Origin of the sequence: Paractinoplanes maris, assembly GCF_023544465.1 — a bacterium.
GTDB classification, from domain to species: Bacteria; Actinomycetota; Actinomycetes; order Mycobacteriales; family Micromonosporaceae; genus Actinoplanes; species Actinoplanes maris.
Genome location: NZ_JALPVL010000010.1, coordinates 251,168 through 272,799 on the forward strand (window position 1 = coordinate 251,168; position 21,632 = coordinate 272,799).

Below are 21,632 nucleotides of genomic sequence, written 5' to 3' on the forward strand. Positions count from 1 at the left end.
GAAACCTGTGTCAAATCCCCGTTGGCTGCGCCGGGCCGGAGACCCCCGTCTCGAGTACGGCGCGGACTACAACCCCGAGCAGTGGCCCCGCGAAGTGTGGGACGAGGACGTTCGCGCCATGCGCGACGCCGGCGTCACCATCGTCTCGCTCGCCATCTTCTCGTGGGCGCGCCTCGAGACGGCCGAGGGCGAGTACGACTTCGGCTGGCTCGACGACGCGATCGACCTGTTGCACGCCAACGGGATCGCGGTCGATCTGGCCACGGCGACGGCCTCCCCGCCGCCGTGGCTGACGACCAAGCACCCGGAGATCCTCCCGGTGGACCAGAAGGGCAACACCATCTGGCCGGGCGGCCGCCAGCAGTGGCGGCCGACCTCGCCCATCTTCCGGGCCTACGCGCTGCGGCTGGTCCGGACGCTGGCCGAGCGTTACAAAGACCACCCGGCCGTGGTCGCGTGGCACGTCAGCAACGAGCTGGGCTGCCACAACGTGTACGACTTCTCGGACGACGCGGCGGCCGCGTTCCGGGTGTGGCTGCGCGCCCGCTACGCGACGATCGACGACCTCAACGAGGCCTGGGGCACCGCCTTCTGGTCGCAGTGGTATTCGTCGTTCTCCGAGGTCCTGCCCCCGCGGCAGGCCGCCACACACCCGAACCCGACGCAGCAGCTCGACTTCAAGCGGTTCTCGTCCGACGCGCTCAAGGACTACCTGATCGCCGAGCGCGAGATCCTGCGTGAGATCACCCCCGAGATCCCGGTGACCACCAACTTCATGGTCATGGGCGAGACCCGGGGCATGGACTACGCGGACTGGGCGGCCGAGGTCGACTTCATCGCCAACGACCACTACCGGCTGCCCGGCGCGCAGACGCTGGACGAGCTGTCGTTCTCGGCCAACCTGACCGGCAACCTGGCCGGCGGGAAGCCCTGGTTCCTGATGGAGCACTCGACCTCGGCGGTCAACTGGCAGCCCATCAACCTGGCCAAGAAGCCCGGTGAGCTGGAGCGCGACTCGCTCACGCACGTCGCCCACGGAGCCGACGCGGTCTGCTTCTTCCAGTGGCGGCAGTCCCGGGCGGGGGCCGAGAAATACCACTCGGCGATGTACCCGCACGCCGGCCGCGACTCCCAGCTGTTCCGGGACGTGGTCGATCTCGGCTCGCGGCTGAAGTCGCTCGCGTCGCTGGCGGGCACCCCCCGTACGCGATCGAAAGCGGCCATCATCTTCGACTGGACGTCGTGGTGGGCGGTCGAGCAGGACTCGCATCCGACCGAGAAGCTGAAATACCGGCAGGAGGCCCTGGACTGGTACACGGCGTTCCTCGATCTCGGCGTCCGGGCCGACGTGGTCCCGGTGGGGGCCGAGCTCGACGGGTACGACGTCGTGGTGGCCCCGATCCTGCACGTGATGCCGGCCCCGCTGTCGGCGAAGCTCACCGCGTACGTCGAAGGCGGCGGCCACCTGGTGACCACGTACTTCTCCGGGATCGTCGACGAGAACGACCACATCTGGCTCGGCGGCTATCCCGGCGCGCTGCGCGACCTGCTCGGCATCCGGATCGAGGAGTTCGGGCCGCTGCTCGACGGTGACACCGCCGAGCTGGACAACGGGCTGACCGGCACGCTGTGGACCGACCGGATCGCGCTCGCCGGCGCGGACACGACGGTGCTGGCCTCCTACAAGACCGGCGACCAGGCCGGCCGCCCGGCGATCACCCGGCGCGAGGTGGGTGACGGCTCGGCCGCGTACGTCTCGACCCGCCTCGGCGCCGACGGCCTCGTCCCGGTGCTGGGCGACCTGCTGGCGCGGGCCGGCGTGACCAGCGAGCTGCCCGCCGAGCTGCGCGGCCGGGTCGAGCTGGCGGTGCGCGGCGAAACCCGATTCATCATCAACCGCACCGAGGAACCGGTCGACATCACCGCCCTCGGTGGCGACGACCGCACTCTCACCGCCAGGGGAGTGGCGGTGCTCCGCGCCTGAGTCCCAGCCAGGCGCGTGAGGCAGGCAGCCCGGTGGCGCATGCCGCCGGGCTGCCTCGTTTCCGCGGACCGTATGGTGCGGGTGTGCCGTCCTTCCGCTTGCCGTCCGACGTGGCCGAGGCGGAGCTGATCCAGGGCGAGCTGCGCCCGCTCCTGGTCGTTCCGTCGTCGCCGATTCCCTGGCCCCGCACCGTTGTCGGGCTCGACGTGACCTATGAGGTGGGCTCGGACCGGGCCGTGGCGGCGGCCGTCGTGGTCGACGTGGCCACGCTCGCCGTCGAGGAGGTCGTCACCTACGCGGGTGAGACTTCCTTCCCGTACGTCCCCGGTCTGCTCGCCTTCCGCGAGGTGCCCCTGCTGCTGGCCGCGATCGAGCGGCTGTCCACGCCGCCGTCCCTGCTGGTCTGCGACGGGTACGGGCTGGCCCACCCGCGGCGGTTCGGGCTCGCCTGCCATCTCGGGGTGCTGCTCGACCTGCCGTCGTTCGGGGTCGCCAAGACCGCCTTCGTCGGGTCCTTCGACGACCCGGCCACCGACCGGGGTGCCTCGTCCGACCTGGTCGACGCGGGCGAGGTGGTGGGCCGGGTCGTCCGTACCCAGCCGAACGTGAAGCCGGTGTTCGTCTCGCCGGGCCACCGCATCGGCCTGGCCGAGTCGGCCGAGCTCAGCGTGCGGCTCAGCAGCCGCTACCGCATCCCGGAACCGACCCGCCAGGCCGACATCCTGTCCCGCAGCGCCTTCCGATCCCTGTAGCCCTCTCTGTCAGGTAGCTGACACAAAGAGTGTTCATCCGGTCACCGATCGCGTCCGTATCTCGTGGCGGCGGATCGAGGCGACGCGGGCGAGGGAACTCATGGGGACAGACGACGGCAACGGCTGGAGCCGGGGCAACAAGATCGCGGCCGGGTCCCTCGTCGTCACCGTGCTCGCTGCCCTGTTCGCGGTCGTCCAGGTCGGCCAGGGTGCCGATTGGTTCTGTGACACGGCCCTGGGCAAGAAGTGCGAGACCGTCGCCGAGCCGAGCGGGGGTCCCACCACCACCACCACCACCACGCCGCCGACCACGCCGCCGACCACGCCGCCGACCACGCCGCCGACCACGCCGCCGACCACGCCGCCGAGCCGGAAGCCGACGCCGACCCGGCCACCCACCGTGCCCCCGCCCGAGCCGACGGAGGACCGGCCCGCCGCCAGTGTCGTGTGGAGCGGCAAGGTGCTCATTCACAAGGCGGCCGGCATCGAGCTGGACACCGCCCCGCCGAGCCAGGCCAGCGGACCGGCCGGAACCATCGACGCGGCGGACGTGCTGCTCGACAACAGCCGCTACGGCACGAGGTACCGGCTGACCGCGATGTCCGGCGCGCGCTTCGCGGATGTCACCGAGGACGGCCCACCCGACGCGTACTCCTGTCTCGACTCGCTGCAGACCGTGCCGGTCGGCGACGCCCCGGCCGAGGCCGGCACCACGCTCTGCGTCCGCACCGGCGCCGGCAACGTGATGATGCTGCGGGTGACCCGCGACGCCGACGACGGTCTGTACCTGGCCGTCACCCAGTGGCACTAGAACCCGCCTTCACCCCGACCGGGTGAAAGACCGGAGAACGGCAGCGCGAGGGCCGCCGGTATGCCGGGGAGGATGGCCGCTGCCTGGACGGAGATTGTGATCAACCGGCGTCGCTGCCCGGCCCGGCTGCGCAAGATCACAGCTCGTACACAATGCATTCAAAGCCACCACCTGGGCCTCTCCGACACGTTGTGCTGACGGGAGACGACCGCGCTGAGGGGGGCGGCATGGCACAACGCGTGTTTCTTCATATCGGCGCGCCCAAGACAGGCAGCACCTATGTCCAGAATGTGCTCTGGGGCAATGTCGAGGCGCTGGCCCGCGCCGGCATCCTGCTGCCGGGCAAGTTCTCCGCGCACGACGAGGCGATGGCCGACCTGCGCGAGCTGAACTGGCACGCGACGCCGGCCTGGTCGTGGGACCGGATCGCGGCCAAGGCGGCGAGCTGGCCGGGCGACGTCGTGATCACCAACGAGGGGCTGGGCGCCGCGTCGAACGCGCAGGCGGCCCGGGCGGTGCGCAGCCTGCAACCGGCCGAGGTGCACATCATCGTGGCCGCCCGCGACCTGTGGCGGACCTTCCCGTCGATGTGGCAGCAGAGCATCCGGGCCCGCAGCGTGTGGAGCTTCGAGGACTTCATCGGGGCGGTCGAGCGGGGCCGGTTCGAGGACTTCTGGGAGCAGCACACAGCCAACCGGATGCTGCGCCGCTGGGGTGACCTGGTGCCGGCCGGGAACCGGCACCTGATCACCGTGCCCGGCCCGGGTGCGCCGCGGGACACGCTGTGGCGCCGGTTCGCCGGGGTCATCGGCATTCCCGACGGCGTCTGCGACCTCGACGTCGTGGCCGGCGTCAACACGTCGCTCGGCGCGGCCGAGGTCGAGGTGCTGCGCCGGGTCAACAAGGCGCTGGGCGACCGGTATCCGCATCGGGCGCCCTACCAGCGGGCCGTGCAGCGTCATCTGGTCGACGCGGTGCTCAAGAACCGTACGAACGACCTGCGCTTCGGCGTCGGCCCGGAGCGCGCGGAGTGGGTGCTCGACCTGGCCGAGCAGCAGATCAAGGATCTCGACGACTACCCGTGCGAGGTCGTCGGCGACCTGGCCGAGCTGCGCCCGGTCGACCCGGCACCCCAGCCGACCCCCGATCAGCTGCGCCAGGACCAGCTCCTCGACACGGCCATCGAGACCATCATCGGCATGATCACCCACGCCGAGCAGCTGCACGGTCTGGTCCCCGAGCCCCGGGTCAGCCCGATCGAGCGCCTGCGCCGCCGGGCCGCGGGCAAGGTGAAACGCGGCCTGAAGCGGGTGAGCAGTCAGAACGGGTAGGTCGCGGCCTGGCTGCGCACGGTGATCCAGCGGGTCTCGGTGAAGGCTTCGATGTTGGCCTGGGCGCCGCCGAAGCGGGAGCCGGTGCCGGAGGCGCCGACGCCGCCGAAGGGCGCGTTGGCCTCGTCGTTCACGGTCTGGTCGTTGATGTGCACGATGCCGGTCGGGATGCGGTCGGCCAGCTCGACGCCCCGCATGGCGTCGCGCGTGACGATGCCCAGCGACAGGCCGTAGTCGGAGCTGCCGGCCAGGCCGACGGCCTCGTCCAGCGTGCCGAAGCGGGCGACCGGAGCCACCGGACCGAAGATCTCCTCGGCGAACGCCGGCGTGGAGGCGGTGACGCCGGCCAGCACCGTCGGGCGGTAGAAGAGCTGGTCGAACTCGCCGCCGGCGGCCAGCCGGACGTCACCGCCCACGCTCGAGGTCACCAGATCGTGGATCTTGTCGCGCTGGCCGGCGTCGATCACCGGGCCGAGCGCCACCTGGTCGGGGGCCGGGTCGCCGACCGGCAGGTGACCCGCCTTGTCGGCCAGGCGCTCCACGAAGTCGTCGTAGAGGCTCTCGTGGACCAGGTGACGGCCGGTCGTCATGCAGATCTGGCCCTGGTGGAACCAGCTGCCCCAGGCGGCCAGGTTGACGGCCGTGTCCACGTCGGCGTCGGACAGCACCACCAGCGCCGAGTTACCGCCCAGCTCGAGGTGGGCGCGCTTGAGGTGGCTCCCGGCCAGCTCACCCACGCGGCGCCCGGCCCCGGTCGAGCCGGTGAACGAGATGACCGGCACCCGCGGGTCGGTGACCACGGCCTCGCCCACGTCGCGGCCGCCCGGCAGCACCTGGAGCAGGCCGTCGGGCAGCCCGGCCTCCTGGAAGACGCGGGCCAGCACGAGGCCGCCGGTCACCGCCGTGCGCGGGTCGGGTTTGAGCAGGACGGCGTTGCCCAGGGCCAGGGCCGGGGCGACCGAGCGGATGGCCAGGATGATCGGCACGTTGAACGGCGCGATCACGCCGACCACGCCGACCGGGGTGCGGCGGGTCATCGACAGGCGGGGCTCGCCGGACGGGATCAGCTCACCGTACGGGCGTCCGGGCAGCGACGCGGCCTCCCAGCACTCCTGCTCGGCGGTGTGCACGGCGAACGCGGCCATGCCGGGGATCGCGCCGACCTCGCGCACGTTCCACCAGGAGATCTCCTCGGCGTGCTCGGCCCACAGCGCGGCGGCCCGGCGCAGCACGGCGGCCCGCTCGAAGTGCGGCTTGGCGGCCCAGTCACGCTGCGCGGCGGCGGCGGACTCGGCGGCGGCGGCGACGTCATCCGGGGTCGCCAGCGCGAGCCGGCCGAGCACCCCGCCGGTGGCCGGTTCGACCACGTCGACGGTCTCGCCGCTGCCGGCCCGCCAGGCGCCGTCGGTGAAGAGGAGGTCGTGCCATCGGTTCTCGTCGAGCAGCGCCATGGTCGCGACTGTAAGCACGGGTTTCGCGCCGATCAAGTCGGCGTTTTCACATTTCGTTCTGAACTTTGCGGGGCTCCGGCCCGTATCCGTGGGAGGCCACGCTTTCGAACCGGGGAGACTCCGCTTTGCCCAAGATCCGTCGCCTCCTCGGCGGCCTCCTGACCGTGGCCGCGGCCGCGCTGATCGTCGCCGCGCTGGTCGTGCCGGACGCGATCGCCCGGGCCAAGGCGGGAACGTTCCTGCCGGCGGCGTTCCTGCGGATCCCGATCGAGGCGATTCTGGCCGGCGCGGTGGTGCTGGTTCTTCCCGTCCGCTGGCGGCGGCCGTTCGCGGCGCTGTTCGGGCTCGGCCTGGCCGCGCTCGTCGTGCTCAAGATCGCCAACGCCGGCTTCCGGACGGTCCTCGGGCGCAAGTTCGACCCGGTGCTCGACCCGCCGCTGCTGCGCGACGGCTACAACGCGCTGACCGAGACCGACGGGCGCACCTACGCCAACCTCGCGGTGGCCGGTGCCGTACTGCTCGTCGTCGTTCTCGTCGGCGCCCTGATCCTGTCGTCGGTGCGGCTGGCCGGTGTCGGCACCCGGCACAGGCTACCGGCCCGGCGGGTGCTGGCCGGGCTGAGCGCGGCCTGGGTCGGGCTCGCGCTGAGCGGGCTGACGCTCTTCCCCAACGCGCCGGTGGCCTCCGACTCGGGGATCACCCTGGCCAAGTCGACCGTGCGGCAGGTGCCGCTGACGATCCGGGACGAGCGGCAGTTCGCCGCGGCGGTGCGGCACGACCCGTACGCCACGGTGCCCGCCGCCGATCTGGTCTCCAGCCTGAAGGGCAAGGACGTGATCATCGGCGTCGTCGAGAGCCTCGGCCACAGCGCGCTGACCGACCCCGGCATGTCGGCGATCGTCAACCCCGCCCTCGACGCGGCGAACGGGAAGCTGGGCGCGGCCGGTTTCCACGCGCGGACCGGCTGGCTGACCTCCTCGACCTACGGCGGCGGCAGCTGGCTGGCGCATGGATCGTTCCAGTCCGGGTTGTGGGTCACCTCGCAGCGGCGCTACGACGAGATGGTCAGCGGCGACCGGCTCACCCTCACCCGCGCGTTCAAGGAGGCGGGCTGGCAGACGGCCGGCATGGAGCCCGGCAACACCAAGGACTGGCCGGAGGCCGGCTTCTACGGCTACGACAAGGTTTTCGACTCGCGCACGATGGGCTACAAAGGGCCCGACTTCGGGTGGTCGCGGATGCCCGACCAGTTCGTGCTCGACAAGTTCCAGCGCGACGTCTACGCCAAGGCCACCAAGCCGCTGATGGCCGAGATCACGCTGACCTCCAGCCACGAGCCGTGGACACACGTCCCGTCGATGGTGCCGTGGAACGCGATCGGCGACGGCACGGTCTACGAGTCACAGGTGGCCGGCGCACCCCCGCGTTCCGAGCTCTGGTCCGACCCGGTCAAGACCCAGGCCGCGTACGCGAAAACGCTCGCCTATTCGGTCGACAGCCTCACCTCGTGGGCCGCCGAGTACGGCGACGAGAACACCGTGCTCATCATGTTCGGCGACCACCAGCCGATGTCCATCATCACGGGTCGCAACGCCAGCCACGACATCCCGGTCTCGGTCATCGCCAAGGACCCGGCCGTGCTCGACCGGATCGCGTCGTGGGGGTGGACCGACGGGCTGAGGCCGGCGGCGAATGGTCCGGTCTGGCGGATGGACGCGTTCCGGGACAAGTTCTTCGCGGCTTACGGCAGGTCGGACGGGGTCGCCCTCGGCCCCCGATGAAGTGGATCCCTCCGACCTTTCCCGGAGGGCTTGTGTCCACCGTGGACGTGCCGTGAGGCTGACTGCGGCCGATCACGCACGGCCCGGCAGGCGCCCTACGTCGCACCGCGCAGCTTCGCGATGGTGCACGGCGCGATCTACGACGCGGTCAACGCCATTTCCGGTACGCCCTACGAGCCCTACCTGACCGCGCCGGCCGCCCGCCGCGGTGACTCCGTGGACGCCGCGGTCGCCGCGGCGGCGTACCGGGTGCTGATCTCGCTCTTCCCGGCGCAGGCCGCCTCGCTCGACCAGATGTACGCCTCGGCCCTGGCCGCGGTGCCCGGCGGGCGGTCGAAGACCGGCGGCATCGCGACCGGTTCCCGGGCCGCGTCGGCGATGATCGCCGCCCGGACCGGCGACGGCGTTTTCGCCGACGCCACCTGGAACGCCTCGACGGCACCGGGCCAGTGGCGGCCCACCCCGCCGGCGTTCGTCTCCGACGGCGCCTGGGTCGGCGACCTCAAACCGTTCGTCATCCGCCGGGGCGACCAGTTCCGCACGGCGGGGCCGCCGGCCCTGACGAGTGCCGCGTATGCCCGCGACCTCAACGTGGTGAAAGCGGTCGGCGGCGTGACCAGCACGGTTCGCACGGCCGATCAGACCCAGTCGGCCATCTGGTGGCACGACCGGCGGCTGACCGAGTGGGAGATCGAACGACAGGTCGCCGACCGGCATGGGCTCAACCCGTTGCAGGCGGCCCGGTTCTTCGCGATCGCCGAGATCGCCAACGCCGACTCGCTGATCGCCTGTTTCAACGAGAAGTAGCGCTGGAACTTCTGGCGTCCGGTCACAGCCGTGCCGGAAGCGGCGTCGGACGGCAACCCGCTCACGACGGCCGACCCGAGCTGGACGCCGCTGCTGATCACGCCGCCGTTCCCCGACTACACGTCGGGCCACACCTGTTCGACGTCGACCATCATGTCCACCATGCGCGCCTTCTTCGGCCGCGACGACATCCCGTTCTCGGCCTACAGCGCCGATTCCGGCACCACGCGGTCGTTCCCGAGCTTCTCGGCCGCACTCGACGAGGTTGTCGAGGCCCGCGTCTGGGGCGGGGTCCACTACCGCTCGGCCGATGTGCAGGGCGCGCGGATCGGCGCGGGCGTGGCCAAGTACGTGCTGGCACACGAGTTCCGCCGCCGCTGAACGTTGAGGCTCCGTTCGTGCGCCCTGCCGTCTCCACCGCTCAGGAGGAGGCTGACTTGGGCGAGTTGCTCGGGGGCGGGGTCTCTATTCCGGCGGACGGGTGAACGAGTCGGGGAACGGGGCGGTGTCGACGTCGGACTCGGCTCCGATTTCGGCTTCGGCTTCGGCTTCGGTCGAGCTGGTGGGGGCCGGGCACAGCTGCAGGGCCAGGCGGCCGAAGGCGTCGGGCGTGGCCTGCTGGTAGGCGTCTGGCGTGTCCGGCTGGTGCGAGTCGCAGAGCACGACCCCGGTGGTGGCGTCGGACCAGCCCTGGAACGTTCCCCGCAAAGCCGGGTCACAGCGCACCTCGAAATCGGCGGTGACGCGGTCGACGCCCTGGTAGACGATCGTGAGCGCGCCCCCGGGGGCGGAGTAGGTGAACGCGGAGGGGGTGGGTTCCGGCGACTTCGCCAGCACGGGGCGCCCGGCGTCGGAGCGGAGCGAGGCGGCCAGCCGGCCGAGCCAGGAGCCGGGTGCGTCGAAGCCGGTGATCGACGGCTCGAACGGCTCGTCGACTAGGGTGGTGTCCCTGCCCCCGTGGTAGAGCGTGGCCTTGGTCAGCGTCGGCTCGGTGCGGCTCGGCGACCAGCTGAGGAGGTCGGCGGTGGGCTCGCAGCCGGACGGAACACGGTGAACGGGCGGCGGTGCGGCGCAACCCGTGGCGAGCAGAGTCGCCACCAGGGCCGCCCGCCTCATCATGATCACGGCGGGCAGCCTAGCGACTCCTCGTGTCCCGTCTCCTCGTGATCCCGGTGGGAGCTGAGCGTTTCGTCGTGTCCCGCCTCTTCGTGTCCCGTCTCCTCGTGATCCCGCGGGAGCTCAGCGCCTCGTCGGGTCCCCGCACCTGGTATGAAACCGGGGCTGAACGCGCGGCGCGTACCTACCCCGGCTGCGGGGTGTGGCGGAGGGCGAGTGCGAGGAGGACGGCGATTCCGGGCTCGTCGACGACGGTGGTGGGATCGCCCTCGTACTGCTGGAGGGCCTGCCGGACGGCGAGCAGCGACGGGTCCCGCGCGAGCGCCCAGCGGGCGGCGTCGGCCTTGGGGGAGTGGGTGTGCTCGGTGGCGAAACGCCAGATGCGGCAGGCGGTCAGCACCATGAAGGCGGCATGGGCGGTGTCGTCGGTCCGGGTCTGCCAGGTTCGGAGCCAATGGCGGCCGCGGGCGATCACCCACTCGGCCGGGACGGGGGCCAGGATGTCGGTGGTTCCGGTCAGGGCACGGCCGTCCTGGCGGGCCATCGAGAGCTCGGCCGGGAGGTCGGGTGCGGTAGCGACGCGGCGTTCGATCTCCGGATCGGATTCGGTGAGACCGCGGCCCAGGTGGAGTTCCAGTGGGGGAGCGGGGGTCGGGTGGCGGGCGACTTCGGTGGTCACCACATCGAGGTCGAGTCCGGCGGCGTCGCCGAGAGGGGTGTCGCGAGCCAGGCGTACGAGGGAGTCCGCCTGGCCGTCAGTGAGCGGAGTATCAACGACGGCGAGCAGGTCGATGTCGCTCACGCCGGGACGGAAGCCGCCTGCCGCCAGCGAGCCGTGCAGGATCACCGCGCGGCCGCCCGGGCCCAGGATCGCGTCGATGTCCCGGGCAATGCGGTCGACTGCGGTCACTTGCCGGCGAGGGTGCCGTGGAGGAACACCTCGACCAGGCCGGCGGTCGAGACGTCCGTATCCTGAGTGCCGGGAAAGCGGCCCCGCCCGGAGAACAGCCCCAGCAACGTGTCCGCGGCGGCCTCCGGATTCAGGCGCAGCTCGTCGCGGTCGGGCTCGAACAGCTCGCTCAGCACCTGGGCCGGGTCCATGGCTGCCGCGACGCAGGCGGTCAGCACGGCGTTCTTGTCCTCGAAGACGCCGAGGATCGTGGCCTCACCGATGCCGGCCGCCCGGGCGATCTTCGCCGTGGTGACGCCCGCTCCCAGTTCCGCCACCGATGGCAGGGCCGCCCGCACGATCCTGTCGCGTCGTTGCTCCGCGGTCATCCCCGGCGCCCGGCGCCGGTCCGTCGATCTGGTCATCCGTCGACCGTACGGAGTGAGTACTCACTCCGTACGGGATCCGGTGAGACAGCGGACCAGCCCGGACCGAGGCGGCCGGGCGGGTCCAGGTGCGCAGTTCTAGTCGTTGTCGGTGACCTTCCATCGCTGGATGTTGTCGTTGGCGTTGCAGGCCACGACGTACACCGAGAGGTTGCCGGTCGGCGGCGTGCCGATGCACTTGCCGGTGTACGGGTTCTGCAGCAGGACGAAGCCGTTGGAAGCCGGAACGGCCCGCCACTTCTGGTTGGCGAAGTTGGTGTTGTTGCCCATGAGGATCACCGGCTTGTTGACCCAGTCGAGCCCGGTGTTCACCGTGAGCGCGTACCACGCCGGGGCGACCGCGTTACGGAAGCGGAGCAACCCGTCGGGGTCCCGCACCCGGAGCCACGCCTGCGCGTAGACCGGGGCCCCGCTCGTCGGCTCCGGATTGGCGAACTCGGCGTTACCGCCCTCGTAGGTGTCGTCGGCGGCCAGCGCGAAGCCGAGGGCATTGACGATGCGGAACCAGCCGTCGCCGGCCGCGGCCTGGGCAGCCCCGCCCGGCAGCAGCGCGACGGTGCAGATGACGGAAAGGAGAGCAGCGAGCAGGGAACGTCGTGCGATCAAGGTCAGCCCCGTTCGGTCGGTGAACATCGCTTCGCCAAGATCCTGCGCCAGCCGCGGCGCCGAGCGAAAGACCCATCGACGTTCATTCATCTGTTGTCCGGCCGGGTGTCGCGCTGCTTCCGGCGTACGGCGGGAAAAGCTCAACCCCGGGCGTGCGCGACCGATCGCAGCGGCCGAAGGGCCGCAGACCCGGGAGAACGCGCAACCCGTCCGCACCGGGACGGGCACTTGGCGCGCACCCGCCGCCCTGGAATCTCGTCTCATGCCCGGCGGACAACGGCCGGACAACAGGGGGAGATTCGATGCTTCGTAAGTCCGTGTACTCGCTGGCCGCACTCGTCGCCGGGGTCGGCGCCGCGTTCGCTGCCGGCCCGGCCACGGCCCAGGCCGCCACGACGCCCACGCCCGCCGCGAAGCCGGCCGCGTGCGTGACGGATGCGAAGCTGGTCCCCAGTTGCGGCGTGCTGTGGGGCGCCGCCGCCGGTGGCTTCACCAACCTGCCGCGCGACGTCGAGCACAAGAACTGGGAGAAGCTGAGCGGCCGGACCGCGACGATCTTCCACACCTACCACAAGGGTGACGAGAAGTTCCCGACCGCGGCCGAGATCGCCATGGTGCGCGAGCCCGGCAAGCCGCGGGTGCTGCTGCTGAACTGGCGCGTCGAGTACGGCTCGACGTGGAAGAACGTGGCCGCCGGCAAGCTGGACGCGCGGATCGACGCGTTCGCGGTGCGGGTCAAGGCGACGCTGCCGGAGAAGTTCTTCCTGGTGCTCAACCACGAGCCCGAGGACGACGTGCGCACGGACGCGGCGTCGGGCATGACCGCGAAGGACTTCGCGGCCTCCTACCGCCACGTGATCAAGCGGCTGAAGTCGAAGGGCCTCGGCAACATGGTCAACGTCGTCGCCTACATGGGCAACGAGAAGTGGATGGCCCAGTCGTGGTGGAAGGACCTCTACCCCGGTGACGACGTCGTCGACTGGATCGGCCTGGACTCCTACGTCAGTGCCGAGCAGAACTACTACCACGCCGGTGTGTTCGCCGACCTGCTCGACCGCAAGGCCAAGGGTGGCGAGGGCTTCTACTCGTGGGCGACCACCAAGCACGCCTCGAAGCCGCTGATGGTGGCCGAGTGGGGCGCGTACCACCGCATCGGCAAGGTTGTGGACAAGGCGAAGCAGTTCAACAGCGTGCTGCCCGAGCTGGCCAAGCGTCCCCAGGTGAAGGCGATCGTCTACTTCGACACCAAGAAGGACATGTTCGGCGACCGCGACATCAGCATCAACAGCGCGCCGTCGAGCCTGGACGCGTTCCGCAAGCTCGCCGCCAGCCCGAAGTTCAACGTCCAGCTCCGGCTGAAGTAAGAACCGCTTTCAGATATACGCCCGGCGAAACGCAGCCCTTGTGGCTGCGGCGCCGGGCGTTTCTGCGTGTGACGGAGCCGCGGCGTCAGATGCCGCCGCCCCGCAGGTGGTCGACCAGGTCGGCCAGCTCCGGGATGTGGCGGGCGTCGGCCAGAGCTTGGCGGAGCACGTCGTCGTGGACCGGCTGGGCCTGTTCGAAGAGGTCGCGGCCGATCGGGGTCAGCTCGGTGTAGATGCCGCGGCGGTCGTCGTCGCAGAGGACACGGGTCAGCAGGCGCCGGCTCTCCAAGCGGTTGACCAGACGGGTGGTGGCGCTGGGGCTCAGGGCGGCGGCTCGGGCCAGTTGCTGCATCCGCATGTGCCAGCCGTGCTGCCGGCTGAGTGCGTCGAGAACCGTGTACTCGACAACGCTCAACTCGAAGCGGTTGGTCAGCTCCCGCTCGAGCGACGCCTCGATCAGCCCGTGAAGAGCCGCCAAGCGCCGCCACCCACTGGCCCGAACTTCCACCGCCGTGTCCGCGATCCCCATCGCACCTCCCGTAACGCCTCAATAATGCCGCGCGCCCGTCGAACACGTCAGCCGCGTCCAGTCCACCCGGCCGCGTCCCGGTCCGGCGGGCCGAGCCGCCCAACCAGCCAACTGCTCCGGCTTGGTCGCCGGTCAGCCCGCCCGGTCGCCGGTCAGCCCGCTTGGTCGCCGGTCAGCCCGCTTGGCCGCCGGTCAGCACGCTTGGCCGCCGGTCAGCACGCCCGGCGGCCGGTCAAGCCCGCTCGGCCGCCGGTCAAGCCAGCCCTGCCAGGCGGCAGGGTCAGCGCGGCCCCTGCGCTCAACCCGCGCAGAGGCCACCCGTCAGTCGGTCCGCGCGTTCACCGGCGAGTTGAAGCGGGCGGTGAGCGTGGTCACGTGGTAGTTGCTTGCGCGGCATATCAGCGTGCGCCAAACTTTGAGCCGACAAGAATGCCGCGTCTGCAACTACCAGCGTACGCAATTAAACGCTTATGCAACTTCGAGCGTACGCAAGACAGGGGATGGTCATGCCTTTGGGCCTCGTGGCGCTCGCCATCGGCGGGTTCGGGATCGGGCTCACCGAGTTCGTCATCATGGGTCTGTTGCCGGAGGTGGCCGCCGACTTCGGCGTCTCCGAGGCCACGGCGGGCTGGCTGATCAGCGGGTATGCGCTCGCGGTGGTGGTCGGCGCGCTCGGCCTGACAATCGCGACGACCCGCCTCCCGCGCAAGAACGTGCTGCTCGGGCTGCTGCTCCTGTTCATCGCGGGCAACCTGCTCTCGGCCATCGCCCCGACCTACGAAGTCATGCTGGCCGGTCGCATCGTCGCCGCCCTGTGCCACGGTGCCTTCTTCGGCATCGGCGCCGTGCTCGCCGCCGACCTGGTCGCTCCCCAGCGCCGCGCCTTCGCCGTGGCGACGATGTTCACCGGGTTGACCGCGGCCAACGTCCTCGGCGTGCCGCTGGGCACGCTGCTCGGCCAGGCCGCGGGCTGGCGCTCCACGTTCTGGGCCATCACCGCCGTCGGCGTCATCGCCTGGCTCGGCATCTTGGTACTGGTTCCACGGGGTGGCTCGTCGTCCTCGTCCGTCCGGGGTGAGCTGCGCGCTTTCCGCTCGGTGCAGGTCTGGCTGTCGATCGTCGTGACCGTCCTGGGCTTCGGCGGGATGTTCGGCGCCTTTACCTACATCGCCTACACGCTCACCGACGTGAGTGGTTTCTCGTCCGGTGCCGTCCCGTGGTTGCTCGTGGTGGTCGGCGCCGGTCTGTTTGTCGGCAACGCGATCGGCGGCCGGGCCGCGGACCGCTCGGTCGACCGCACGCTCTTGATCGTCCTGGTCGGACTGGCCGTGGTGCTGGCCGGCTTCGCCGCTACCGCTTCGAGCCCGATCGCCACGGTTGTCTGGCTGTTCCTGATGGGCGCCTTCGGCTTCGCGACCGTCCCCGGCCTGCAGACCCGGGTGATGCACTACGCGTCGTCGGCGCCGACGCTCGCCTCCGGCGCCAACATCGCCGCCTTCAACCTGGGCAACGCGCTCGGCGCCTGGGCGGGTGGCTCCGCGATCGCCGCGGGTCTGGGCTACACGTCACCGATCTGGGCGGGCGCGCTGATCACCGTGGCCGGCCTCGCCGTGATGGCCACGGCGGCCACGCTGGCTCGGGCTCCGCACACCGAGCCCGTACCGGTGAGCTAGCGCAAGCCCGTACCGGTGAGCTAGCGCAAGCCCGTACCGGTGAGCTAGCGCAAGCCCGTACCGGTGAGCTAGCGCAAGCCCGTACCGGTGAGCTAGCGCAAGCCCGTGCCGGTGAGCTAGCGCAAGGCCCGTGCCGGTGAGCTAGCGCAAGCCCGTGCCGGTGAGCTAGCGCAAGCCCGTGCCGGACGACCGATGGCGGGCCGCGACCGTTCGGGAACCGCCGGCCGGGTGAGCGGTCAAGCCTGCCGGGCGCGCGATGACGGGCTGCAGCCGATCTCGAAATCCCGCCGGCGAGGGATGATCAGGCCGCGACCGTTCGCAAACCGCCGGCCGCGTGAGTGGTCAAGCAAGCCGAGCGCGATGACTCGACGCGACCATGGCAAACCCGTGCCGGGTGAGCGATCGATGACAGGCAGCGCCCGATCGTAAGTTCGTGCCGGTCCGGCCGATCAGCACTGTGGTGTTGCGCAGGCTGCGCTCGACAGCTGCCGGCTCGGGCCGGATGATCCTGGGAGCGCACGAGGGGATCGGCCGCCAGCCGGCGGTGCGTGCCCCGCGTGGGCTAGAGGCCGTCCTCCTGGTTGAGCTGGGGCCGGTAGGTGGCGATCCACCGCTCGACATCCACGGCGTCCCAGACCTTGCCCATCTCCAGCTCCTGATACGGGTCGGGGAAGTCCTTCCGGGTGATGATCTGCTGGACGCGCTGACGGCTGATACCCAGTCGGCGGCGGATCTCGCCGGCGCCCATCAGGACCACCTTCTCCATGTCGGGAGACTATAGGCGGGAAGCACTAGTCACGAACGGTTCGGTGGTGACTAGTAGTCGTCCCGCCTTGCCGGACGACTAGTGAATCAAGACGGCCGACCCCGCAGCGCTGCCGATCGCCTCCAGGGCCAGGTCACCGAACGCAACGCCGCCCGCCAGGCCTGATCGGCCACCGGCATCCCGCGGACGCTCGGGCACGGCCGCGAGCCCGCTTGAGGTGGCCCGGCCGGCCCGGGACGGCGCACGGCGGCTGGATCAGCGGGTAACGGCTAGAGGCCGAAGACGTGGCCGAGCCCGGTGACCTCGATCGCCTTGCGGACCGGAGGTGACGGCTCGGCCAGCGTCAGCGTCACGCCGGTCGCGGCGGCGCTGTTGCGGGCACTGACCAGGGCGCCCAGACCGTACGAGTCGATGAAGTCGAGACCGGCCACGTCGATCCGCAGGTAACGGCAGGCGTCGTCGGCGGCGATCGCCGCGAGCTGGTCGCGCACGGCGTCGGCCCGGTCGAGGTCGAGCTCACCGCTCAGTGAGGCGACGACGAGACCGTCCGCGTCGGCCGGTTCGTACACAATCGTGGCGTCCATCGGCATTGGCGCAATGCTACCCGGGCGCTGCCAGCACAGCACGACGAGAGATCATTTGGCCGCCAGTGCCTGGTGAACCGAGCGGACCGCGCTCGCTCCCTCACCCACCGCCGCCGCCACCCGTTTCATCGAGGACCACCGCACGTCGCCGGCCGCGAACACCCCCGGCACGCTGGTCTCGAACGGCAGTGGCCCCCGCCCGATCCCGGTCCACCGGTCACCGAGCTGTACGTCGGTCGGCACGAAGCCCTTCTCGTCCAGCGCCACGTCGGTCAGCCAGCCGGTGGCCGGGGTGGCCCCGATGAAACAGAACAGCCCGAAGCACCCGCACCCTTCGCCGTCCGGGCCCGAGGCCAGCGTGATCTCCTCGAGGCGGTGCTCGCCGGCCAGCGCGGTCACCCGGGTCGAGGTGCGCACCGTGATCCGCGGGTCGGCCCGGATGCGCTCGACCAGATAGCTCGACATGCCCGTGGTCAGATCAGATCCCCGTACGGCCAGTGTGACGTGCCCGGCGTGCCGGGCCAGATAGATCGCCGCCTGCCCGGCCGAGTTCGCCCCGCCGATCACCGTCACCGGCAACCCGGCCACGGCGCGGGCCTCCAGCTCGGTCGCGGCGTAGTAGATGCCCGCTCCGACGAAGTCCGGCCAGCGGTCGAGCGGCAGATTCCGGTAGGCGGCACCGGTCGCGATCAGCACCGCCCGGGTCTCGACCTCGGTGCCGTCGACCAGCGTCAGCACGTGTCCCTGATCCGAGCGGCGCATCGCCTCGACCCCGCACGGACTGGCCAGGTGCGCGCCGAACTTCAGTGCCTGCACGACCGCCCGCGCGGCCAGCTGCTCGCCGCTGAGCCCGAACGGGAAACCCAGGTAGTTCTCGATGCGCGAGCTGGCCGCCGCCTGCCCACCGGTCGCGACCGCGTCGAGCAGCACCGTCTCGAGCCCCTCGGACGCGCCGTAGACAGCGGCTGCGAGGCCGGCCGGCCCGGCGCCGACGATGGTGAGGTCGGCAACCCCCTTCGGCGTACGCCGGTAGGTGAGCCCCAGCTGGTGGCTGAGCGTCCGCGGGTCGACTCGGGGAATCGTCACCCGCGGCATGATCGCCGCCGGCAGGTCGGCGCCGGTGAGCCCGGCCGCCGCGGTCTCGGCCCCGCCCTCGGGCGTGCCCTGCTCCACCCACCGGTGCGGCAGGTCCTGGCGGATCAGGAACGTCTTCAGGGCCAGCCCGGCCCCGGTGGTCTCGTCCGCGATGATCTCCAGGTTGCGGCCCGCGCGCTGCACCAGCAGCTGACGGCGGGCCAGGAACGCGCGCAGCAGCAGGTCGCTGAGCTCGGCGTCCTGCGCCATGAGCAGCCGGAACTGCTCCGGCGGCACGCGGTGGGCCCGGCCCGCGGTGACCACCCGGGCCCGCAGGATGCGGGTCTGCCCGGTCAGCAGGTTGAGCTCGCCGACGAACTGCCCGGCCCCGGCCCGCAGGATCGGCTCGTCGTCCAGGCCGCCCTGCAGCACCTCGATCTCGCCGGACTCGACGAGCAGCAGGTCGCCGTCCTCGTCGCCCACGTCGAAGACGAGCTGTCCGGCGACGACCTCCTCCGGGCAGCCGTAGGAGACCGCCCGCGCGAACTGGGCCTCGTCGAGCGTGTGGAACGCCGCCTGCGCGAGTTCCTCGAACTGGTCCCCGAGCTCGGGGAAGGACGACATCACCACGCCGCCGATGCTGCCACCACCGGCGGGGATGCGACATCGGTAGGTTGACTGATGGGGCGGCTGCGCATCGGTACCGGCCGATCCGGTATGGTTTCCCCCATCGCGGACGTAGCGCAGCTGGTAGCGCATCACCTTGCCAAGGTGAGGGTCGCGGGTTCGAATCCCGTCGTCCGCTCTTTTCTGACACAGCTTCCCAGGTCGGGCGCGACTAGGGTGAGCACGTGCCGATGGAGCCGGTGGCTGGCCGCGGCGGAGCGGCGCGAGTGGTGGTCTGGGTCGCTCATCTGAGTGCCCCGATGGCCGGTTTGTGGCTGCTGGTCGCCCGGCCCGAGATCGACGGCCACTGGCAGCACGAGCCCGTCCACTTCGCTCTGGTGCTCGCCGTCGCCCTGGTCAGCCTGGTGCTGGCGATCGTCATCAACCAGGCCGCCCGGCGCCGCGAGGACACCCGGCTGCTCCTGGTCGCACTGTCCTTCCTGGTCGCCGCCGCTTTCCTGGGCCTGCACGCGGCGGCCACGCCGCAGGTCGTGCTCGACGCGCGCAACGCCGGTTTCGTCTATGCCTCGCCGGTCGGGCTCACCGTGGCCGCGATCTTCGCCGCGGCGAGCGCGGCCGATCTCTCACCCGGCGGTGAGCGGCGGCTGCTGCGGTTCTCAGGCCTTCTGCGTACGGGTGTCCTGGCGCTCGCCGCGGCCTGGGCGGTCGTGTCGCTCACCGGGTCGCCCCCGCTCAACCGGGTGCCGGGCGCCGACGAGCGCACCCCGGCCATCCTGCTCGCGGCGGCCGGCGTCATCCTGTTCGGGTATGCGGCCGTGCGGTATTACCTACTCTACCGGCGGCGGCGCGCGGTCATGCTGCTCTCCGTCGTCACCGCGGACGTCCTGCTCGCCGAGGCCGCCGTGGCGATGGCCGCCGGCCCGAGCTGGCACGCCTCGTGGTGGTTGTGGCACGCGCTGATGGCGGCCGGCTTCGGGTATGTCGCGTACAGCGCCTGGGTGCAATATCGCAACGAGGGCGCGGCCACCGGACTGTTCGCGGCGGTGGGCCGGGAGGAGACCGTCCGGCAGCTGCGCGCGGAATACAGTGCGGCGCTCGAGGGGCTGGCCGACGCGTTGCAGCGCGGTGAGCAGGGTGCGCTGACCGAGGGACAGCTGGCGGCCACCACCGAGCGGGTGGCCCGGCGCTTCGAGCTCACCGACGGGCAGGCCGCCGTGCTCGGCCGGGCCGCCGATGCCCTGAGCGCCGAACGGGACCAGATCCGCAAGCTGGGCGCGCTGGTCGCTCTCGGGCAGGACGCGCGGGTGATGGTGGCCGACTTCGAGTTGCTGCGCGGGGCGGTGCACCGGGTCGCGGCCGCCTTCGGCGGTTTCACCGTACGCATCGGTCTGGTCGAGGAGGACCGGCTGATCCTGCCCCCGGTGCTCGCGGCCGGACCGTCCGCCGCCGCACCGGTCGAGGTCCACACCGTACGGCTGGCGCAAGCCGCCCTGGCCCGGGCGCACCTGCAGGAGAGTGACGGCACGCTGTATCTGCCGTTCGTCGTCAAGGGGCATCCGGCCGGGGTGCTGATCGCCGGCCACGGCCGCCCGATCACCGAGCGGGATGCCGCCCTGCTCACCTCGCTCGCCGCCCAGATCGCGATCGCCCTCGAGAACGCCCGGCTCTACCGGCAGCTCGACGTCCTGTTCCGGCAGTACATGTCGCCCGACGTCGCCACCGCGCTGGTCGCCGACCCCAGCCAGGCCGCGCTCGGTGGCGCCGTCCTCGAGGTGACCTCGCTCTTCGCCGACCTGCGGGGCTTCACGACTTTTTCCGAGCGGTCGTCGCCGACCGAGATCGTCGACATGCTCAACCGCTATTTCGACGTGGCCACCCGGGCCGTGCTCGACGAGAACGGCACTGTCGTCCAGTTCGTCGGCGACGCGCTGATGGCCCTGTTCAACGCGCCCGCCCGGCAGCCCGACCACGCCCTGCGCGCGGCCCGGGCGGCGCTGAAGATCCAGCACGAGGTCGACCGGATAGCCGCCGCCCGCCCGGATTGGCCGCGTTTCCGGGTGGGCGTCAACACCGGTGAGGCGCTGGTCGGCAACATCGGCGGCGAGGCGTTGCGCAACTTCAACGCGATGGGCGACGCGGTCAACGTGGCCGCCCGGCTCCAGACCCAGGCCGCGCCCGGACAGGTGGTGATCGGCGCGTCCACTCGCGACCGGATCGGCGACGGCGCGCTGGTCACACCGCTGGGTGATCTGATGGTGAAGGGGCGTGTCCAGCCGGTGCCCGCCTTCGTGCTGCACGGCCTGCGAGGGGAGAGCCCGTGGCACCTGAGCCTGGTCTCCTGACCTGCACCGACCCCGGCGAGTTCGTCACCGTGCTGGCCGACGGGGACCGCGACGACCTGTTCCGGATCGGCCGGCGGCGACGCTGGCCGGCCGGGGCGACGCTGTTCAGCGAGGGCGACCGGTCGACGACCGTGGTGATCGTGCTGAGCGGCCGGGCCAAGGTGTTCTCGCTGACCGCGCAGGGCGGCGAGGTGCTGCTGGCCATCCGCGGGCCGGGCGCCCTGGTGGGGGAGATGTCGGCGCTCGACGGCGCCCCGCGCTCGGCGTCGGTGTCGGCCCTGGAACCCCTCGAGACGTACGTCGTGGGGGTGTCCGCCTTCCTCGACTTCCTCGGAACGCACCCGGACGCGGCCGTGCGCATCGTGCGGATGATCGTGTCACGGCTGCGCGACGCCGACCGCAAGCGGATCGAGTTCGGCACCTACGACGCTCTGGGGCGGGTCGCGTTGCGCCTGGCCGAGATGGCCGAGCGCTTCGGGGCCGATGCCGAGCACGGCGTCCGCATCACCCTGCCGCTCACCCAGGACGAGCTGGCCGCCTGGACCGGGTCGTCGCGCGAGTCGGTCACCAAGGCCCTGCGGACCCTGCGCCGCCAGGGCATCATCGAGACCAGCCGACGCTCGGTGTCGGTGATCGATCTCGACCGTCTGCGCGACCGGGCGAAGTGAAGGGGTGGAGCGCCGGTCCGGCACTCCACCC

Annotated in this window: 19 protein-coding genes, 1 tRNA gene and 1 pseudogene; 12 read left to right on the forward strand and 9 right to left on the reverse strand. The window is 71.3% G+C overall.

Annotation, left to right across the window (positions count from 1 at the left end):
- Positions 1–7 precede the first annotated feature (7 nt).
- From NAG42_RS28660 to NAG42_RS28675, 4 genes are all read left to right on the forward strand, one after another.
- The gene (locus tag NAG42_RS28660) at positions 8–1,984 is read left to right on the forward strand and encodes a beta-galactosidase (RefSeq protein WP_250034924.1); all 1,977 of its coding nucleotides are present in this window, start codon (positions 8–10) and stop codon (positions 1,982–1,984) included.
- A gap of 152 nt (positions 1,985–2,136) precedes the next feature.
- Positions 2,137–2,736 (forward strand): endonuclease V, encoded by a 600-nt coding sequence (locus tag NAG42_RS28665; protein ID WP_250035103.1) that lies wholly within the window; start codon positions 2,137–2,139, stop codon positions 2,734–2,736.
- A 100-nt stretch (positions 2,737–2,836) separates the two neighbouring features.
- Positions 2,837–3,547 carry a hypothetical protein gene (locus tag NAG42_RS28670; RefSeq protein ID WP_250034925.1) on the forward strand — a complete coding sequence of 237 codons (711 nt, stop codon included), beginning with the start codon at positions 2,837–2,839 and terminating at the stop codon, positions 3,545–3,547.
- Between the two features lie 227 nt (positions 3,548–3,774).
- Positions 3,775–4,878 carry a hypothetical protein gene (locus tag NAG42_RS28675; RefSeq protein WP_250034926.1) on the forward strand — a complete coding sequence of 368 codons (1,104 nt, stop codon included), beginning with the start codon at positions 3,775–3,777 and terminating at the stop codon, positions 4,876–4,878.
- Here the strand turns inward: NAG42_RS28675 and NAG42_RS28680 are convergent.
- Positions 4,866–6,329, reverse strand: coding sequence for an aldehyde dehydrogenase family protein (locus NAG42_RS28680; RefSeq protein WP_250034927.1), 1,464 nt, complete (start codon positions 6,327–6,329; stop codon positions 4,866–4,868). The genes NAG42_RS28675 and NAG42_RS28680 overlap by 13 nt on opposite strands.
- Before the next feature lie 125 nt (positions 6,330–6,454).
- Here NAG42_RS28680 and NAG42_RS28685 point away from each other — a divergent pair, with 125 nt between their 5' ends.
- From NAG42_RS28685 to NAG42_RS28695, 3 genes and pseudogenes are all read left to right on the forward strand, one after another.
- The gene (locus tag NAG42_RS28685) at positions 6,455–8,110 is read left to right on the forward strand and encodes a sulfatase-like hydrolase/transferase (RefSeq protein ID WP_250034928.1); all 1,656 of its coding nucleotides are present in this window, start codon (positions 6,455–6,457) and stop codon (positions 8,108–8,110) included.
- Positions 8,111–8,233: 123 nt separating this feature from the next.
- Positions 8,234–8,917 (forward strand): phosphatase PAP2 family protein, encoded by a 684-nt coding sequence (locus NAG42_RS28690; protein WP_250034929.1) that lies wholly within the window; start codon positions 8,234–8,236, stop codon positions 8,915–8,917.
- Positions 8,918–8,932: 15 nt separating this feature from the next.
- Positions 8,933–9,298, forward strand: a pseudogene (locus NAG42_RS28695) (vanadium-dependent haloperoxidase); the annotation flags it as partial.
- An 84-nt stretch (positions 9,299–9,382) separates the two neighbouring features.
- Here NAG42_RS28695 and NAG42_RS28700 read toward each other — a convergent pair.
- The 4 genes from NAG42_RS28700 to NAG42_RS28715 all read right to left on the reverse strand — a co-directional run bounded on the left by NAG42_RS28700 (position 9,383) and on the right by NAG42_RS28715 (position 11,974).
- Positions 9,383–10,042, reverse strand: a complete 660-nt coding sequence (locus NAG42_RS28700) for a hypothetical protein (RefSeq protein WP_250034931.1) — start codon at positions 10,040–10,042, stop codon at positions 9,383–9,385.
- A 175-nt stretch (positions 10,043–10,217) separates the two neighbouring features.
- Positions 10,218–10,943, reverse strand: coding sequence for an aminoglycoside adenylyltransferase domain-containing protein (locus NAG42_RS28705; protein ID WP_250034932.1), 726 nt, complete (start codon positions 10,941–10,943; stop codon positions 10,218–10,220).
- The gene (locus NAG42_RS28710; protein WP_250034933.1) at positions 10,940–11,347 is read right to left on the reverse strand and encodes a TetR/AcrR family transcriptional regulator; all 408 of its coding nucleotides are present in this window, start codon (positions 11,345–11,347) and stop codon (positions 10,940–10,942) included. Before NAG42_RS28710 ends, NAG42_RS28705 begins: the two co-directional genes overlap by 4 nt.
- A 99-nt stretch (positions 11,348–11,446) precedes the next feature.
- Positions 11,447–11,974: an RICIN domain-containing protein gene (locus NAG42_RS28715; RefSeq protein ID WP_250034934.1), complete on the reverse strand. Its 528-nt coding sequence runs from the start codon at positions 11,972–11,974 to the stop codon at positions 11,447–11,449.
- 302 nt (positions 11,975–12,276) lie between these two features.
- Here NAG42_RS28715 and NAG42_RS28720 point away from each other — a divergent pair, with 302 nt between their 5' ends.
- Positions 12,277–13,338: a glycoside hydrolase family 26 protein gene (locus NAG42_RS28720; protein WP_250034935.1), complete on the forward strand. Its 1,062-nt coding sequence runs from the start codon at positions 12,277–12,279 to the stop codon at positions 13,336–13,338.
- Positions 13,339–13,423: 85 nt separating this feature from the next.
- Here the strand turns inward: NAG42_RS28720 and NAG42_RS28725 are convergent, their stop codons facing one another.
- Positions 13,424–13,816, reverse strand: a complete 393-nt coding sequence (locus NAG42_RS28725; protein ID WP_250034936.1) for a MarR family winged helix-turn-helix transcriptional regulator — start codon at positions 13,814–13,816, stop codon at positions 13,424–13,426.
- Positions 13,817–14,373: 557 nt separating this feature from the next.
- On the opposite strand from NAG42_RS28725, the gene NAG42_RS28730 reads away from it, so the two are divergent.
- A complete protein-coding gene (locus tag NAG42_RS28730) occupies positions 14,374–15,540 on the forward strand; it encodes an MFS transporter (RefSeq protein ID WP_250034937.1) in 1,167 nt (388 codons plus the stop codon).
- 562 nt (positions 15,541–16,102) lie between these two features.
- Here NAG42_RS28730 and NAG42_RS28735 read toward each other — a convergent pair.
- The 3 genes from NAG42_RS28735 to NAG42_RS28745 all read right to left on the reverse strand — a co-directional run bounded on the left by NAG42_RS28735 (position 16,103) and on the right by NAG42_RS28745 (position 18,588).
- Positions 16,103–16,306 carry a helix-turn-helix transcriptional regulator gene (locus NAG42_RS28735; protein ID WP_250034938.1) on the reverse strand — a complete coding sequence of 68 codons (204 nt, stop codon included), beginning with the start codon at positions 16,304–16,306 and terminating at the stop codon, positions 16,103–16,105.
- A gap of 269 nt (positions 16,307–16,575) precedes the next feature.
- Entirely contained in the window at positions 16,576–16,896 is a 321-nt protein-coding gene (locus NAG42_RS28740; RefSeq protein ID WP_250034939.1) for an STAS domain-containing protein, read from the reverse strand.
- Between the two features lie 45 nt (positions 16,897–16,941).
- Positions 16,942–18,588 carry an FAD-dependent oxidoreductase gene (locus NAG42_RS28745; RefSeq protein ID WP_250035105.1) on the reverse strand — a complete coding sequence of 549 codons (1,647 nt, stop codon included), beginning with the start codon at positions 18,586–18,588 and terminating at the stop codon, positions 16,942–16,944.
- A gap of 108 nt (positions 18,589–18,696) precedes the next feature.
- On the opposite strand from NAG42_RS28745, the gene NAG42_RS28750 reads away from it, so the two are divergent.
- The 3 genes from NAG42_RS28750 (at position 18,697) to NAG42_RS28760 (ending at position 21,601) form a co-directional block, all read left to right on the forward strand.
- A tRNA-Gly gene (locus tag NAG42_RS28750) sits at positions 18,697–18,769 on the forward strand.
- Positions 18,770–18,821: 52 nt separating this feature from the next.
- Positions 18,822–20,933, forward strand: a complete 2,112-nt coding sequence (locus tag NAG42_RS45095; protein ID WP_308201205.1) for an adenylate/guanylate cyclase domain-containing protein — start codon at positions 18,822–18,824, stop codon at positions 20,931–20,933.
- Positions 20,909–21,601, forward strand: a complete 693-nt coding sequence (locus NAG42_RS28760) for a Crp/Fnr family transcriptional regulator (protein WP_250034940.1) — start codon at positions 20,909–20,911, stop codon at positions 21,599–21,601. Before NAG42_RS45095 ends, NAG42_RS28760 begins: the two co-directional genes overlap by 25 nt.
- The last annotated feature ends 31 nt before the right edge of the window (positions 21,602–21,632 follow it).